This window comes from Moraxella macacae 0408225 (assembly GCF_000320365.1).
GTDB classification, from domain to species: Bacteria; Pseudomonadota; Gammaproteobacteria; order Pseudomonadales; family Moraxellaceae; genus Faucicola; species Faucicola macacae.
The window spans coordinates 660,719-678,374 of record NZ_ANIN01000001.1 but is presented as its reverse complement, the minus strand read 5'-3'; the positions used below and the strand labels follow the sequence as shown (position 1 = coordinate 678,374).

Genomic DNA, 17,656 nt, shown 5'->3' with positions numbered 1-17,656 from the left:
AAAAATTGTTTCACAGATTTAATTTTTACAGGTCAATTATGAAAACGCTTTTTATTCCTAAGCATACAGCGAACAAAACAATGAACAAACACCACACAAAAAAACCTTTGCCAATCATCAAGCCATTAACTTTAAGCCTATTGTTGGCAATGAGCGTGCTAAACCTACCAAATGCGTATGCTGAAGGTTATAAAGTGCATTTGCAAGATGCTGATATTAAAGCATTTATTGATCAAGTTGCCAGTATTACCCAAAAGAATTTTGTGCTTGATCCGCGCATTAATGGCAATGTAACCGTCATTGCCAATAAAAGTTTAAGTCGCGATGAAATTTATGAGCTGTTTTTGGCGGTGATGAAAGTCAATGGCATTGTGGCAATTGATCGTGGTTTAAGCGTTGAATTATTGCCCGATACCGTCGCAAAACAAGCAGGGATTGATGTGGATTTACGCAACAACACCACAGGCAGTCGCATGGCAACACGCGTTATTTACCTAACCAACACCAATGCAAACGATGTATTAAACATCATTCGCCCCATGATGCCTCAATACGCCAATGCAGCGGTTGTACCAAATGTCAATGCCTTGGTATTATCCGATAGAGCAGAGAATTTAAACGAAATAGCCAAACTTATCAAAAATCTAGACAGCGACATCAATGATAAACTTACCATTATTCCGCTGCGTCATATAGATGCCGGACGTATGATGGAGCTGTTAAGCTCGCTAACAGGCACAAGCGCGCCCAGTCAAAACGGACAACAAGGCAATGTCAGTGCATCAGGGGGCGGTTTGATTAACATTATTGCCGATCCGGTTTCGGATCGATTGTTGGTCAAGGGCAGTGCAGAGATGACTGCCAAAATCCAAAACATGGTAGAAGAATTGGACACATTGCCAAGCCAACGCTTAAGCGGTTTAAGAGTATTTCGCTTAAAATACGCCAGTGCCACCCACATTGCCAATATGCTTCGCGGTTTATTATCGCACCAATCCTTAAACAGTGCAGGCGATCAAACCACGCTAGAAGCCACATCTATGTTCGGTTCAAACAAAAACAGCACAAATTCAAACTCAAGTTCAAATACCAACACATCTGCAACAGGCTCGCCAATCAACACCAACAGCACCAACACAGCCAGTAACAATTCAGGCAATCAAGGCCGGCCATTTAGTATCATTGCCGATCAAACTCAAAACTCGGTGATTGTCAATGCAAATCCGGAGTTAATGCTTGAAATTGAAAATACCATTAATCAGCTTGACACGCGCCGCGATCAAGTGCTGATTCAAGCAGCCATCATGGAAATTTCTGGTAACGATACACAGCAGCTCGGTGTTCAATGGGCAATGGGTAATGCCAATAGTGGCGTGGGCGTGGTGAATTTTAACAATGTCGGAGCAACCGCAATCGGATTGGCCAGCGAAGTATTAACAAAACGCGTAGGCGGTGCAGCCGCGTCCATTGCAGGAGCGTTGTTTGGCGTTGGCAATAGCAAGGTTGACAGCAAGGGCAATCGTCAGTTTTATGGGGCAATTTTGCAAGCAATTAACAAAACCAATAACGCCAACTTGCTATCCATGCCATCTATTTTGACGTTGGATAATGAAAAAGCCAATATTTTGGTCGGTCAAAATGTACCGTTCGTTACAGGATCTTACACCACCAACAACAATAACTCATCTAGCAACCCATTTCAAACCGTCAGTCGTGAAGATGTGGGGATTAATTTAAACGTTGTGCCACACATTGGCGAAAACGGTACGGTACGCCTTGAGATCACCCAGGAAGTATCATCTATCGTAGAGGGCACGCTAAACAACACAAGCGGCGTGGTAACCAATAAAAACCTGATTAAAACCACTGTTTTGGCCGATGATCAACAAACCGTTGCCTTAGGTGGTCTTATGCGTGATAACAGCAGCTACGGACAACAAAAAGTCCCAGGCCTTGGTGATATACCCATGCTTGGCAACCTATTTCGTTCCAAAAGCAAAAACAATGACAAAACCAATTTGATCGTATTTTTACAACCAACCATTTTACGCAATGGCACAGCAGTAGCAAGTTTTACCCAAAAAAGCCTTGACGGTATTCGCACCATGCAATTGGTGATTGACAAAAATGGCACATTAAAACAAATTCCGCTAAATATCAACAAGCCATACCCAAACACGCAGCCAAAACCGCCTACCAGTTTGCCAAAAAACGATCTTGTTATCCCTGCTTCCCAGTCATTACAAAACATTCCAACAGCCACAACTGTCAATACAACCATGCAAGACAAAACACCGGCTGTGATTGAAAGCGAGCATACTTTACCAAAACCAACCATAGTAACCGATAAACCTAAGGTGATAGATCCTAAGTGAGAAATTTTGTGAAATTTAAGAACAGTGTTTAAAAACAGTATTTAAGAATAATTATGACCAAACAATACACTCTTTTTGAAACATTTGTCGGCGCGGGCGGCTCGCACATTGGCTTTAAACAAAACGGCTTTAAATCGGTTTATGTTAATGATTGCAATAAAGATTGTATTGCTACTTTATTATTAAATAACCCAGAAATAAAAGACACCGCGTTTATTGACTGCCAAAGCATTTTGGATATTGATATAGACAATTTATTAACCAATATTAATTTAAAGCAAGGCGAATTAGATGTAATGTTTGGCGGTATTGTGTGCAAAGGCTTTAGTTTGGCAGGGGAGCGCTCACCCAATGATGAACGCAATTATTTTTATCATCAGCAATTAAAATTAGTAGCAACTGTAAAACCTAAATTAAGCATTATTGAAAACGTCAAAGCCTTTAGCAATGGCAAAGTATTGGCACAACATACACCACAAAATATCAAAGATGAAGTGGATAGAACTTGGCAAGCATTAGAAAATTATAAAGGACAGAAAGCTGAATTGCGCAAAAAGAATAAACTAAGCGCTGAATTTTTGCAATATGGCGCACAATTGCGTAAAGAAAAAGAAGCGTTATTAAAAATATTAACCGAAAATAATTATTTAATTTCGGTATTAGATGATTTGTATCAAATTTATGAACAAATTGGTTATAATGTGGCGCATAAAATATTAAATAGCGCGTGGTATGGCGCAGCAACCAAACGCGAGCGCATTATTATTGTCGCGGTGCGTAAAGATTTACCCAATAATTTTGAATTTCCTTTGCCAATTTATCATTCTAATGAAATTACCACTAAATTGGATTTTAATAACTCATCAGAGAAAAAATTTTTAACACCGATTACCATTGGACAAGTGCTTGCACAAATTGATTATAAAAATAAAAACGATATAGATAATATACCGATGAAACACGCGCCTAAAACCATTGAGCGTTTTAAATATATTAAAGCGGGTGAAAATATTCAAGCCACGATGCATGAAATTCCTGATGAATTAAAAATAAGCAGTTTTTATTCGCGTGGCAATACCATGCGTTTGGCAATGGATTTATTAGCGCCCACACTTGTGCCGGGGCATAGTAATTTTCCTGTGCATCCTATTGAACATCGCAGCATTACGGTGCGCGAAGCGGCGGTTATTACGGGTTTTCCGCTGGATTATCAATTTGTTGGCAATCATTCAAAGCGCTGTGAACATGTGGGCAATGCCGTGCCACCACCACTTGCTAATGCAATTGCAAAACAATGCGTTAAATTTTTAAACCAATTTTCTTAAATCATTTTTTAGCAAAACTTAATATAAAAATCTGCATACAACATGACAAACACACCACTTGCCGAACGCATTCGCCCAAAAAGCCTTAATGACATCATCGGACAAACGCATTTATTAAGCCCAGGCAAGCCGATTTTTGAGATTGTCCAAACCGCCAAACAAACCCATTCGCAGTTTTTGCCATCTATGATTTTATACGGTGAAGCAGGCATTGGCAAAACCACATTGGCTAATTTGCTTGCAGGGGCTGTTGGACGAAAATTGCGTACATTGTCCGCCATCAATGCCGGCGTAAAAGAGCTGCGCGAAATTCTACCAACCGATACAGGGTTATTTCACAACTGGCCGGTGGTTTTTATTGATGAAATTCACAGATTTAACAAAGCCCAACAGGACTCGCTGTTACACGCAGTTGAGACAGGTGCAATCACGCTTATCGGTGCAACCACTGAAAATCCATCTTTTAGTGTCAATAATGCACTGTTGTCGCGTTGTCAAACCTATCGCCTGCATCCGCTAAACGAAAATGAAATTGAACAATTAATCAACAAAGCAATTGACAGCGATGCCATTTTACAACAAAAATCCATCAAAATTGATTCGCTAAACGCCCTCATTCGCTTAAGCAATGGTGATGCACGGCGGGCGTTAAATCTGCTTGAACTTGCGATCACAGCACAAGGCAATACGGCGATCATTAACGATGAAATCATCTATAGCATAGCAGGCGAGGCAATTATTCGCCATGACAAAGACGGTGATAATCATTACGATCTCATCTCTGCTATGATAAAATCCATTCGTGGCTCAGATGCTGATGCAAGTTTGTATTGGTTGGCAAGGCTGTTGGTGGCAGGCGAAGATCCAAGTTTTATTGCACGGCGACTGGTGATTGTTGCCAGTGAGGATATTGGACTTGCCAATCCAAACGCCTTATTGCTTGCTGATACCGCCCTTAGAAGCGTACACAGCATTGGCATGCCTGAGGCGCGTATTATTTTGGGGCAAGTGTGTGTTTATTTGGCTAACAGTCCAAAATCCAACACAAGCTATCGTGCTATTAACAAAGCAATCCATCTTGCCAAAACCGATCAATCCCCCGTACCGCTCCATTTGCGTAACGGCGTAACCGATCTCATGCAATCACAAGGTTATGGCAAAGATTATATTTATCCGCATGATTTTCCCAATCATTATCACCCACAACAATATCTACCCGATCCTTTGGTTGGCAAACAATTTTATGCATTTGGCGACAATCAAAAAGAACAAGCCAGTTTTAATTTTCTGCATTGGTTAAAAACCAAACATTAAATAGGACAAATTTATATGAAATCAGACCATTTACCCAAAATCGATCCAACAAAAATCGGTGCCAATGTACCACGGCGACATGGCACACTTGCCCCAAAAATTGCCAAATTTTTCTTAAAAGCCACCGGTTGGAAGGCCGTCGGTGATATTCCAAATATCAAAAAAGCGGTATTGCTTGCCGTGCCACACACCACCAATATGGACGGCGTGTATGCTATCCCTACCTTGCTTGCACTGGACGTGGATATTAAACTTATGGGCAAAAAAGAATTGTTTAAAATACCGGTATTGGCAAAATTTTTACGTTGGGCGGGGCTGATTGGCATTGATCGTGCCAAAAAAGGCTCAACCTTACAAGCCAGCATTGACCGCTTTAATCAAGAAGAACAGCTGTTTTTGGGGCTTGCACCAGAGGGTACGCGCAAATATACCGAAAACTGGAAGACGGGGTTTTATTATTTGGCCGTGGGTGCAGGCGTGCCGATTTTGCCTACTGCCATTGATTATCCCAGCAAAGAGATTCGTTTTTTGCCACTGTTTTATCCAACAGGTGATATTGAAGCGGATTTGCCAAAAATTTACGCCTATTACGAGGGCGTAACAGGGGGCGTCATAAAAAACATGTCAAAGCCACTACAGGATTTACGCAACAATCACGTTAGCCAACACCAAGTTTAATCCCGACGCCAATACACTTTTAACACCATCTCTTTACGGGTTAAATTAAGCAGCTCACACAACAGCGGACGCAAACTTTTGGTAACGCCCGCTTCTAAGCCACCCCAAACGCTGTCAATGGTAAGCGGTTGGTTTTGTGATTGGTTTTGCAAAAACTCATTGAGTTTGGCAAAAATCTGCTTATCCGCCGTGTCGGTTTTATTGTCAATCACAGGCAAAATGGTGGCATAATGAGCCACTTCATCTAAATACGCCAAATCTTGCTCGTTTTGTAAAAAGATAATGACAATTGGCGGTTTTTGGTTTTGATTGGTTGGTAAATCGGTTGTCAAATCGGTTTCTAACAACCTTGCTGCCGTTGGCAAAGAAGTTTCGTCCACGATTAACAAAACTTGCCCCATGCTTTTTTGAGTTAAATGCTCGGTTTTTTCCACAAATTCTCGGGTGGTTTCAATGACATCGCCTGGCTTTAATGATTTTAGCCAAGTTTCACCCAAAGATGGCTTGTTGTTATTATCTCCATCACTGTGGTAAAAAATATCAATCCACGCCAAATTGCTGTTATTGTCTTGATTTTGCCACGCTTTACGCAAAGTATAATAACGATAAGGGCGGGCGGTCTTATTGGGCTCATTTGGGCTGTTTGGATTATTTGGTAAGCTGACATTAAATAAAAAAGCATAACCTGCGGGCATAGCAGACAAGTCGTCGGCTGGTGAGATTAAATCGGTTTGCACGGTTAAGCGGTACATGTTTGGGCTTACCAGTTCTTTGTTTTGTACAACAAATTGCCGATTTTTGGTTAAGATGGTTTTTTTGCCCTGCTGTTTATCGCTTTTTTGTAATAATAATACATATTGTTCGTTTAGTTGGTTAAGCGACTCAATTACATTTTCAAATGGTAAGATTTTTTGTGTCTGGCTGTCTTTAAAATGTAAGGTTAATAACAGCCCTTCTTGGTAAATTTTTTGTAAAACCACCGTTTTTAGATTGTGTTTATCATCATCGGTTAAATCCAATAAAACCGCTGCCATATTGGTTAATTCATCACCGTGTTCATCGTTAACGTGGTGAATGATTGCATCGGCGTCTTCATGAATAATGGGCGTGAGATTTTGTGTCGTCATAATATTTTCCCCTAGCATTTTTAAAAAAGCATTTTTAAAAAAACAATTTAAAAAACAAAAGGACTTAGTCTTTAAGCCCTTTTGCAACAGCAACGATTTTGCAAAAATCATGCTTGATAACAATAACGATTGGCAAAATGCTTGCAAAAAGTTAAAATTTTGCCGTCAAACTCACGCTGGCTTGGCGTTCTGGCCCCATCCAACAGTTGTTTTTGTCATAACAAGTGCCAACATAAGTTTTGTTAAATAAATTACTGACGCTTAAGCCTGCATTTAGCATGGGGCTAATTTGATAACTGCCTGCCAAATCCACCAAAGTAACGCCTGGCAAAGTATCCGAATTTTGTCTGTCAATTTGCATGCCCGCTTGATGACGCACGCCAAGGTTTAGCGAAGTTTTGTCATTTGGGGTGATGTTTGCCCACAGGCTGGCTTTGTGTTTGGCAATTTGCTGCGGGGTGTTGCCAATGACTTTGGGGTCAAATTCATCTTCGGTGATTTTGGCGTCCACATAGCCGTAAGCCACGCCAACGCCAAGCCAGTCGTTTAATGTGTGGTCGGCGGATATTTCAAAGCCTTTGGATTCAATCTCGCCCGTTTGGGTGACTTTTGTCCAATCGCCGTTATTAACCCGCTCGTTCTTTTTGACAATGTCATACAGGGCAAAATTGGCGTTAAGCCCTGCGGCGGATTGGTATTTAAGCCCGGCTTCTAATTGATTGGCGGTGGTGGGTTTGTAGGGTTGTTGGGTGGTGGGATTTTGCCCGGCAAGCGGCTGAAAAGATTGAGAAAACACCACATACGGGCTAAAGCCATTATCCAACTGATACATGCCTGCCAAACGCCCCGATGTGTGATTGATGTTGGATTTGATGGGTGATTTTGCCCCATAAGTGTCTTTTGCCTGCGACGTGCTGTTATAACTGTCATGACGCAAGCCTGCCACCACGGTCAATTTATCCCACTGCATTTCATCTTGCACATAAACGCCAAGCTGTCGTTGTTTGATGTCTTCAGTTTTTTGATAAGCGGACAAATCCAATTGAGTTTTGGCAAATAAATCGTGGTCAGGTTTGGCAAGGTCAATCGGCGGTATGCCTTTTTCAAAAGCGTCGTTGTATTTTGCTGAAGATTTGGTGTGCTGATAATCCACGCCAAATAACAAATTGTGCGATGCGATATCGGTAAATAACGTGTAAGCCAATTGGTTATCGGTCGCCCAGTTACGCAAGGTTTCATCGGTGGTATAAGCGGTGCGTTTTAATACCCGGTCTGATTTATCAGCAAAAGTTGAGTGATAGGTGTTTTTTTGCTGAGCGTTGGCATCAGTATAACGCAAACTGTGCTTAAATTTTAACGCATCGTTTATTTGCCAATTCACCGTTTCGCTTGGCATAAACACTTTTTTACTAAAATCATTCCATTTATCGCCCGCAAAAGCGTTAGATTTTAATTTGCCGTAACTGGCGTTATACACAGTGCCAACCCCAGGCAAGGGCGTGGATGGCACCATGTGCGGGTCGTTTTGGTAGTACAGGCTTGCAATCACAGACACATTGTCATTGGGCTTAAAAGAAACCGATGGGTTTAATAACAGCCGTTCTTCTTTGGCGGTTTGCATTTGCCCGTTTTTTTGCCGTGCCAACGCCACCACACGATAGCTCATAGAATCATCAATGGGAGCGGTGCTGTCAATGCCAACTTCTTTTAAATTTTGGTTGCCTAGGCGTAATTTTATCTCGTGTTCGGCGTGGTTTTTGGGGATTTTGGCAACTTGATTGACCATACCGCCCGGCTCGTTGTGTCCGTATAAAGAAGACGCAGGGCCTTTTAGCACTTCCACCGCTTCGGTGGCGTAAACGTCCACTTGCGGCATCAAATTCCACGAGCCATCATAAGGCAGACGCATGCCATCATAAAAGTTTGAGTGGGTTTTAAAACCACGCACATAATATTCATCAAATACAGTGACGGTGCCACGGCTTTCGCTGCTCACCCCGGCTTCATAACGCAAAGCACTGTTGACGCTGTCGGCTTGGCGTTGTTTTAAGGTGTTTTGTTCAATGCGTGAGTAGCTCATGGGGGCGTGTTTTGGGTCAAGGGCGGTTTTGGTGGCGGTGGTGCGATACGCATCGCCATAAATCACCAATTCATCAAGGACGGCGGTGGGCATTTGGTTTGGCTTGCTTTCTGGCTTAGTCGCCTGATTGGTGGTTTGGGTCGCAACTGGGGCAGCTTGCACCGCTTGCACGGACAACAAGCCCGTTCCTAATACCATCAAAGAGCCAAACTTAAACATGACTTGACTTGACTTGACTTGACTTGACTTGACTTGACTTGACTTGACTTGACTTGACAAAAAGGATAAACGCATAATCACCACCTTAACAATTTTTAACAAAAAAACGCTGAATAAAAAGCACGAACCTACACGGCAGTATAATGATAATTATTCTTATTTGCAAGCTTTTATAAGCGTGGCATTTACAAGCATGGGCGAGTTTGCGTGTTGTTTTTGGTAAATTAAGGCATCACTCTTTAAAAACATCATCAACCGCCATGCTAAAACCCGTCAGCACAGTGGACGTGATTTGTTGTCCTTCGCTAAAGGGTTTTAAACCGATGAATTTATCGTTCTCTAAAACATACATCAGCACGGTTTGATTGCGTGGTTCTACTATCCAATATTCTTTGACGCCAGATTCTTGGTATAAATCAAATTTGGCGTCCATTTCTTTTTTGTGATTGCTGGGAGATAAAATTTCAATCACAATGTCTGGAGCCCCAACGCAACCACGGGCATCAAGTTTGGATTTATCACAAATCACCGAAATGTCAGGCTGTACCACACTTTGTTTGCCGTCTTTGTTGGTTAAACGCACATCAAAAGGGGCAGTGTAAACTTCGCAAGGATTTTGCTTTAAAAAATAAAACATCTCAGCACTGAGTCGCATAGAAATCTTTTGATGCAATCGCACAGGGGCAGGCGACATCAAGCTAATTTTACCTTTGATAAGCTCAATGCTTTCTTTTAATTGCCATTTTAAATAATCGGTATAAGTGTATTCTTTGGAAAAATCAAGTTGGCTTAGGTTTGTGATGGCTGTCATTTGGCACCTCTGAACTGTTTTAAGATTTAATCATAACAAATTAAATTATAACAAATTTTGTCTGTTTCAGCATAACTTTAACTTGCATTTACATTATCCCAGCAATACCCAAAATTTCATTATCCCCCATACCGCCTCATCAACCACAAAAAATACACCCCACCCACCACAGAAGCAATCACGCCTGCCGGAATTTCATACGGAAAAATCGCATACCGCCCCACCCAATCTGCCAAAAGCATTAACATCGCCCCCAATATGGCTGACAATGCCAATTGTTTAGGCAATTGCACCGCCCCTAGCTGAATTGCCAAATGCGGCATCATCAGCCCCACAAAACTTAACGGCCCAATGGCAAGGGTTGACGCCGTACTCAGCAAAGCCACCAAAGATAGCACCACAATTTCGGTGCGTTTGACAGACACGCCCAAACTTTTTGCCACCACAGTGTCTAGGGCGATAAGTTTTAGCGGTTTTAGGATAAAAAAACTTGCCACAAACAACAAAACCGCCACCAAAATCAGCCCCCACGCTAGGCTTGGATTGGCGTGATAGGTTGTGCCAGACAGCCAGTTTAATATGGTTTGTAGCCGTGGGTCGCCTGATATTTGGATTAAAATGAGCACGCCGTTCATCAAAGCGGAAATTGCCACGCCAACCAACAACAAATAAGATGGTGATAATTTACGAGCAAGCCCCAAAATCACCGCCAAAACCACGCCCGCCCCCAACAAACCAGACAAGGCAAACAACAACATTTGAGCATTGGCGTCTAAGCCCAAAAATGCTAACACACCGCTGTTTAACAAAAACGGAGCAAACACAAACGCGAGCACCACGCCCAATGCCGAGCCCGAACTCACCCCCATCACCTCAGGGCTTGCCATGGGATTACGGGTTAGGTTTTGTAATAGCACGCCAGCGGCAGCGAGCATGACGCCAGTTGCCATCGCCGATAAAGTGCGTGGCAAGCGAAATTGATTCATGGCATCAACATCAGTTTGCACTGCCAAATTGCCCACCGCATTTGGAGCGATAAATAACGCCAAAGCGGTCAATATTGCCAAACTTAGCAAAACTTTGAGCCAAAAACTTAGCCCAATTTTTTTGCGTTTTACCATCAAAAACGCCGATGGTTCATGCAATTGTGTGCTTTGTTGCCTGCTTTGTCTTAGCACAAGCCAAATAATCAGCCCCGCTCCCAAAATCCCCGTAAACGCCCCCACGGGCAAATTAAGAGCTAATAAAGAACCAAACCACGCTTTTAACAAAGCCACCAAATTGTTAGTCAGCCATAAAAGAGCCGCCCCAAAACCAAACCCTGCCAACAAACGCATGCCAACTCGGCGTATTGCCAATACATTCACCACACTGGCGGCCGCAAGCCCCACAAAACTTAGCACCCCAACTCGGCTCACCACGCTTGCTGTTACCATGGCAGCCAAAGTTATCAGCACCAAACGCATTGTACTCACAGGCACGCCCAAACTTTTGGCTTGGCGGTCATCAAGGCTCATTAAAGTTAGCGGTTTTAACAACAAAAACAATATTGGCAACAAAATCACGCTGATTGCCAACAAAAATTGGCTATTTTGCCAACTGGATTGAGTTAAATTGCCACTGCCCCACAACAACACCGCCATGGTCAAATTGGGATAAAAAATAATCAACAATTGTGATACGGCAGAAAATAAAATACTAATCACCAAACCGCCCAAAATCAGCACCACAGGATTCACACGGCTTTTGGCAGCAATGGCAAATAGTAGCCCCATGCTTGCCATCGCCCCAACAAACGCCACCCAAAACCGCCCATACACGCCAAAACTTGGCAAAAACACCGCCACCACCAATAACGCCAATTGAGCCCCCACCCCAAGCGACAACGTGGTATCCGACGCCAAGGTATTTTTCACCAATTGCTGCAACAACACACTGACCACGCCCAACAAACCGCCGGCAAACATCGCCACCAGCATGGTTGGCAGCAGTTGTAATTGCGTTGCCAATTGAGGTAAATCCAAGGCTTGCGACGGGGCAAACAAAAGAGCAAGCGAAAACTGCCAACTGTTTTGTATCACAAGCCAAGCGGTTATCATCGCCAATGCCAATAAAGCCACAAACGCCAACACGGGTGCGGTTTTAAGTTTGGTGAATTGATTGGTGAATTTGTTTGTTAATTTGTTTATTGGGGAGCCATTCATGACAATTTGCTCCCTTTAAATTCGGCTTCATTGAGCCAATTGGCAAAAGTGAGCATAGACGCCACGCCGCCATATATCCACAGCGGTTTTACCACCGCCATACAGCGATTGTTTGCATAGCCCAAGCGTTGCCACAGCAGATTATGCGTCAATTCTTGATGCAACATGGGATCAAAAGGCTCAACCACCACCAAGCACACGTCATTATCCAGTTTGGTTAAATCGCCCAAAGTGATGGACAAAAAGCCCCATTGATTGCCAGCCCCAAGCTCATTTTCAAGGGTGATAAATTGCAAATCCATTTCATCAAACACAGGCTGAAACAAACTGTTACTGACATACATACGCAAATTATTGGCATCGGCAAATTGGACGACGGCAAGTTTTTGGATATCAGGATTTTTTTGATGAAAATTTTTGCCAAGTTCATTTAACCGCTGTTTGGATTTGGCTAAAAATTGCTCCGCGGCGTCAGGCTTTTGGATAATTTCACCCAATTTTTGAGTTGGCTTGACATAATCTTGCCAACTGGCAACTTCGCTTTGCGGAATAAAACTTATCGCTTCGTGCGGAATGTCGCCATACAGTGGGCGTAAATGGGCGTAAAAATCGCTGTCAATGATGATATCTGGGTGTAATTGTGCCAAGCGTTCAGGATTTGGTGCGTATCTTGCTCCTAAATCAATGGTTTGGACGGGCAATTTTGGCTCAAACACCCAAGTGGGGTAAATTTTGACATCGCCTGTGGCAACGGGCGGATAGCCCATGGCGGTCAAAGTAGAAGCAATCGCCCAATCTGGGGTGATGACTTTGATGGCTTGGTTGTTGGTTTCGCTGTTTATTTGGCTGTTTGTTTGATTGGACGTTTGATTGGTTTGATTGAGTTGGGACTGCTCACAAGCGTTTAGCGTGCACAAAACCGCCAATAATAAACCGCATTTGATTGTCATGGAATTTATCATACCACCGCCACTTGTTTGCCACTAACAGGGTGGTTTATGAGATGCAATTGAATGCCAAAAATCCGCTCAAGCACCGCTTGATTCATGGTACTGGCAACATCGCCGACATGACACAGTTTGCCATTTTTTAGGGCAATAAATTCATCGCAAAACTGGGCAGCAAGGTTGATATCATGAATGATAATCACAATCGCTTTGCCCTGTTGGCTTGCCAAATTTTGGATTAAGCGTAATATTTCCACTTGATACACAATGTCAAGCGGGGCAAGCGGTTCATCAAGCAGCAAATACGGCGTGTCTTGGGCAATGCACATGGCAAGCCACGCTCTGGCACGCTCACCGCCTGATAAAGTTGCCACCGACCGCTCGGCAAATTTGGTAATTTTTGTAACCGCCATCGCCTCAGCTACAATGGCGTAATCTTGGGCGGTGGGTTTTTGCAGCCATTTTTGATACGGATAACGCCCAAGCATGACAAGCTCGGCCACGGTAAAATTATTGGCATCGGGCAGTTTTTGTGCCAAATAGGCAATGTGTTTGGCAAGGGTTTTTGGCGGTAAATCCGCAATGGCTTTATCATTAAAATCACTCAACACAATCTGTCCGTGCGTTGGTGTCATCTCGCCTGATAACGCCTTAATCAAAGTGGATTTGCCCGAGCCGTTATGCCCGATTAGAGCATAGATTTTGCCTTTTTGTAGGCTAAGCGTGATGTCATCTAGCAAAGTTTTGTCTTGGCGGATGATGCAGAGTGATTGGATAGATAGCATGATAGGCTTCTTAATTTTTTATTAATAATAAAACAAACAAAATAGGCAGTCTGTTACAATTTTTCAGCACACATCTACCATTGACCAGGCTTTAATGATAAAATCTTTATGGATTGGCTTATTTTCTTTACGACTACAATTTACAACCAAATTAACCACAATCAATTAACCACACCAAACACTATGTTATTTCACAACCCAAACAACCATCAAATTTTTAATAACGATTGCCAAATTATTATGCAAACTTTATTAAATAAAAATCAACTTGTCAATCATATTATTACCGACCCGCCTTATAACATTTCACAAAACAATAATTTTCACACCATGAATAATCCACGCACTGGGGTGGATTTTGGTGAATGGGATAAAAATTTTAATCCAAGTTTATGGCTTGATTTGGCGTATCCATTATTGGATAAAAATGGTTCAATGGTTATTTTTTGTTCGTATAAATTTATTAGCCAAATTAGCGCAAAAATAGAACAATTGGGCGGCGTTATTAAAGACATTATGGTTTGGCAAAAAACAAATCCTATGCCTAGAAATATCCATCGCCGTTATGTGCAAGATATGGAATTTATACTCTGGGCGGTAAAATCCAAAAACAGCAAATGGATATTTAATAAACCTGACAATAAACCCTATCAACGCGGATTTTTTCAAACGCCGACTTTATTAGGAAAAGAACGCACCAAACACCCAACGCAAAAGCCGCTGGCATTAATGAAGCAAATTATTGCCATTCACAGCAATGAAAACGAGCTAATTTTTGACCCATTTATGGGAACAGGTTCAACGGGCGTGGCAAGTTTGTTATTAAACCGCCAATTTATCGGCTGCGAGCGCGAAACGCAGTGGTTTGAGCTTGCCAAAACGCGTTTCATTGACATTGAAAGATCAAGCCTGCTTTAAATACGGCCACGCCACTTTTAGATAAATCATCATCGACCAAAGGGTTAAAATCACCGAAATTATCATCAAAATATAGCCTACCTTTTCAAGCGACTGCCAATTTAACAACAACACGGTGATCGCAACCATCTGAAACGTGGTTTTTAGTTTACCAACATATGACACCGCCACACTGGTACGGTTGCCAAGCTCCGCCATCCATTCTCGCAACGCCGATACAGCAATTTCTCGCGAAATGATCACAATTGCTGAAATTGCCATAATAATATCAGGATGCCATTGCACCAACACAATCAAGGCAGCCGCCACCATTAATTTATCAGCCACAGGATCAAGAAACCGCCCAAATGCTGAACTAATGTTCATTTTTCTGGCAAAATAACCATCTAACCAATCAGTAATTGCAGCCAACACAAACACAAAAGTAAGCAAAAAATGACGCAACAAACTGTCGCTAAAATGATACATACCAATATTGGCGATCGCATTATCACTGATCGCAGGCTGATTGATACCCATGGCAGGCGGCCAATACGCAATTGCCACAAACAGCGGTATCATCACAATGCGTGCAATTGTCAAGTTATTTGGCAGGTTAAAAATACTTTGCGATGTGGGCGTGGGTATGTAAGAATTTGGTGATTGGTCGGTCATGCGGTTTTCCAAAATAATTGGCATTTAACAACGAATAAGTAACAACTAACAGTTACAATTAATAAAAAACAGATCAATAAACGGTTTAACATTATCATTATAAGACAGTTGCCATTGTAAGACAAAATCACTTGTTTGAATATTTAAAATGCAACTTATTGGCAAAAACTTAACATTTAAAAAAATCAATTTAATATTTAAAAAAGCCAAATCAACAATTGGCTTGAAATGCTAAAAAGTCGCCCTATCTAGCCAGTATAACAATAATAACACAAATAACAACACAAATAACAACACAAATAACAATAACAACAATCGTTTTATTTTTACCTCAAAAGCCTATTGTTAACCTCCTGCAGTGGGCTTTCTTTTTTTAAATTATTAATTAATAATAAACGCTGATTTTAGCCATACTGGTATCGGAGGTTGTTGCCAATCCACCTGCGACAATGCCACATCAAAACTGACAACATCAAAACGAACATCACAATTATTAAAATCAGGATATTGCTGTAGCAAGGCTTGGGTTGCACAAATAATTTTGCGTTGTTTGTTTGGGGTAATGCTATCGTGTGCATTGCCAAAAGTGCTGTGTTTGCGTTGGCGAACTTCCACAATGACAAGGGTTATCGGCGTGGTTTGCTTGTCAAGCATCACCAAATCAAGCTCACCAAATGGGGCAAATTGCCAATTTTTACCAACAAATGTCAAGCCTTGTGCCTGCAAATACCAATTGGCAAGCTGTTCAAATTGTTCGCCTTGGCGTTGTTTTTTGGCGGTTAATTTCATCTATCATACCAATTTTTTAAACAAAACCTTGGATTTTCGTTTCACATCATAACTGGCAAAACGCGACTGTGGCAAGCGTTCTGCTTCAACCTCACCAAAACCCAGCTCCATAAACCAATGTGCTGTCCGCGTGGTTAATACAAAAATTTCATCTTGATTTTGTGCGATCGCTTGTTGCTCCAAAAAAGCAATCAAATCTGCACCGCGACTGCCTTGACGATAATCAGAATGAATGGCAACACAAGCAATTTCGGCTTGATGTTGCGATCCATCATCTGCCACAAGCGGATACAACGCACCACAGCCGATCACCATGCCATCACGCTCTATAATGGAAAAATAACCCAGTTCACTTTCAAGTCTTTGTTGCGATCGCTCTACCAAAATCCCTTGTTGCTCTAAAGGTGCAAGCAGTTTTTGTAGTCCAACAATATCACTAATCCGCGCCGATCGGATATGATCATACGCTCCTTGGCTAATCAGCGTGCCCGAACCATCGCGACTAAACAATTCAGCAAGCAACGCACCATTACTTGCATATGACAACACATGCACACGTTTTACACCTTGTTGACAGGCTTGATTAGAAAATCTTAACAATCTCTTTGAATCACCATTTACATTTTCCATAAGCGGTTCAATTTGAGATTGGTTAATTTCTCGCACCAAGCTGTGTGCTTGGTTTTGTGAGTCGTTAAGCTGATAAATACCCAGCGCTTCTTGCAAAAAAATCAATTTATCCGCCTGTAGTGCAATCGCTGCCTGCACCGCCACATCTTCGGCCAACAAATTAAACATCTCACCTGTTGCTGAATACCCTACCGCACTCAACAGTACGATATGCCCATTTGTCAAATTATGCACAATGGCATCGCGATCAACGCGTCTAACCTCGCCTGTAAACTGATAATCCACACCATCTCGCACCCCATACGGACGAGCAGTTACAAAATTACCAGACACAACGTCTATTTTTGCCCCATGCATAGGAGAATTGGCAAGCCCCATAGACAACTGGGATTCTATTTGTAGGCGAATCGCTCCAATTGCGTTAATCACCGCAGGCAACGCGTTTTTTGGCGTAACTCGCACACCGTGGTATAATGGTGTTTCACTTGAACAAATGTTAAGCAATGCTAAATTATCATCTATCTGTGGTCTTGCACCATGCACCAATACCAAACGAATGCCTAAACTTTGCAATAACGCAAAATCATGAATCAAATGCACAAAATTTGGGTGCAACACCGCATCACCGTCAAACATTATCACAAAGGTTTTTGCACGATGCATATTAATATAAGGGGCAACATGGCGAAACCATTGCACATATTGGTTAAAACCGTTTTGGTTAAAACCATTGGCAGAATTGGCATTGTTTGTTGCGTTTATTGAATTTGTTGGGTTTAATTGATTTAACATGATTTTTG

General features: G+C 42.1%; 14 protein-coding genes. 5 read left to right on the top strand and 9 right to left on the bottom strand.

All coding sequences use genetic code 11. The features are described from left to right. The first annotated feature begins 80 nt into the window (after positions 1–80). Genes gspD through MOMA_RS03010 form a run of 4 tightly spaced genes read left to right on the top strand, consistent with a single transcriptional unit; the run spans position 81 to position 5,692 of the window. Complete coding sequence (gspD, locus tag MOMA_RS03025) at positions 81–2,375, top strand: type II secretion system secretin GspD (protein ID WP_009767146.1); 2,295 nt, start codon at positions 81–83, stop codon at positions 2,373–2,375. A gap of 53 nt (positions 2,376–2,428) precedes the next feature. After that, positions 2,429–3,700 (top strand): DNA cytosine methyltransferase, encoded by a 1,272-nt coding sequence (locus tag MOMA_RS03020; protein WP_009767145.1) that lies wholly within the window; start codon positions 2,429–2,431, stop codon positions 3,698–3,700. A gap of 42 nt (positions 3,701–3,742) precedes the next feature. Then, complete coding sequence (locus tag MOMA_RS03015) at positions 3,743–5,014, top strand: replication-associated recombination protein A (protein WP_009767144.1); 1,272 nt, start codon at positions 3,743–3,745, stop codon at positions 5,012–5,014. Positions 5,015–5,029: 15 nt separating this feature from the next. Beyond that, on the top strand, positions 5,030–5,692 hold the full coding sequence (locus tag MOMA_RS03010; RefSeq protein ID WP_009767143.1) for a lysophospholipid acyltransferase family protein: 663 nt from the start codon (positions 5,030–5,032) through the stop codon (positions 5,690–5,692). Here the strand turns inward: MOMA_RS03010 and MOMA_RS03005 are convergent. The 6 genes from MOMA_RS03005 to MOMA_RS02980 form a co-directional block, all read right to left on the bottom strand. Continuing rightward, positions 5,689–6,819, bottom strand: a complete 1,131-nt coding sequence (locus tag MOMA_RS03005) for an SIP domain-containing protein (RefSeq protein WP_161600314.1) — start codon at positions 6,817–6,819, stop codon at positions 5,689–5,691. The two genes, MOMA_RS03010 and MOMA_RS03005, sit on opposite strands and share 4 nt — an antisense overlap. Positions 6,820–6,970: 151 nt before the next feature. Continuing rightward, on the bottom strand, positions 6,971–9,193 hold the full coding sequence (locus MOMA_RS03000) for a TonB-dependent siderophore receptor (RefSeq protein WP_009767141.1): 2,223 nt from the start codon (positions 9,191–9,193) through the stop codon (positions 6,971–6,973). 157 nt (positions 9,194–9,350) lie between these two features. Beyond that, positions 9,351–9,929, bottom strand: coding sequence for a Uma2 family endonuclease (locus tag MOMA_RS02995; RefSeq protein WP_009767140.1), 579 nt, complete (start codon positions 9,927–9,929; stop codon positions 9,351–9,353). Between the two features lie 119 nt (positions 9,930–10,048). Further along, positions 10,049–12,133 carry a Fe(3+)-hydroxamate ABC transporter permease FhuB gene (fhuB, locus tag MOMA_RS02990; protein WP_009767139.1) on the bottom strand — a complete coding sequence of 695 codons (2,085 nt, stop codon included), beginning with the start codon at positions 12,131–12,133 and terminating at the stop codon, positions 10,049–10,051. After that, positions 12,130–13,095 (bottom strand): ABC transporter substrate-binding protein, encoded by a 966-nt coding sequence (locus tag MOMA_RS02985; protein ID WP_227498082.1) that lies wholly within the window; start codon positions 13,093–13,095, stop codon positions 12,130–12,132. Before MOMA_RS02985 ends, fhuB begins: the two co-directional genes overlap by 4 nt. Further along, positions 13,092–13,865 (bottom strand): ABC transporter ATP-binding protein, encoded by a 774-nt coding sequence (locus MOMA_RS02980; protein WP_009767137.1) that lies wholly within the window; start codon positions 13,863–13,865, stop codon positions 13,092–13,094. The genes MOMA_RS02985 and MOMA_RS02980 overlap by 4 nt, the downstream gene beginning before the upstream one ends. Positions 13,866–14,105: 240 nt before the next feature. On the opposite strand from MOMA_RS02980, the gene MOMA_RS02975 reads away from it, so the two are divergent. Then, positions 14,106–14,783, top strand: coding sequence for a DNA-methyltransferase (locus tag MOMA_RS02975; protein WP_202593236.1), 678 nt, complete (start codon positions 14,106–14,108; stop codon positions 14,781–14,783). Here MOMA_RS02975 and pgsA read toward each other — a convergent pair. The 3 genes from pgsA to argA form a co-directional block, all read right to left on the bottom strand. Continuing rightward, entirely contained in the window at positions 14,769–15,437 is a 669-nt protein-coding gene (gene pgsA, locus MOMA_RS02970) for a CDP-diacylglycerol--glycerol-3-phosphate 3-phosphatidyltransferase (protein WP_009767135.1), read from the bottom strand. The genes MOMA_RS02975 and pgsA overlap by 15 nt on opposite strands. 381 nt (positions 15,438–15,818) lie before the next feature. After that, positions 15,819–16,226, bottom strand: coding sequence for a YraN family protein (locus tag MOMA_RS02965; RefSeq protein ID WP_009767134.1), 408 nt, complete (start codon positions 16,224–16,226; stop codon positions 15,819–15,821). A 3-nt stretch (positions 16,227–16,229) separates the two neighbouring features. After that, positions 16,230–17,648, bottom strand: a complete 1,419-nt coding sequence (gene argA, locus MOMA_RS02960) for an amino-acid N-acetyltransferase (RefSeq protein ID WP_152411760.1) — start codon at positions 17,646–17,648, stop codon at positions 16,230–16,232. Positions 17,649–17,656 lie beyond the last annotated feature (8 nt).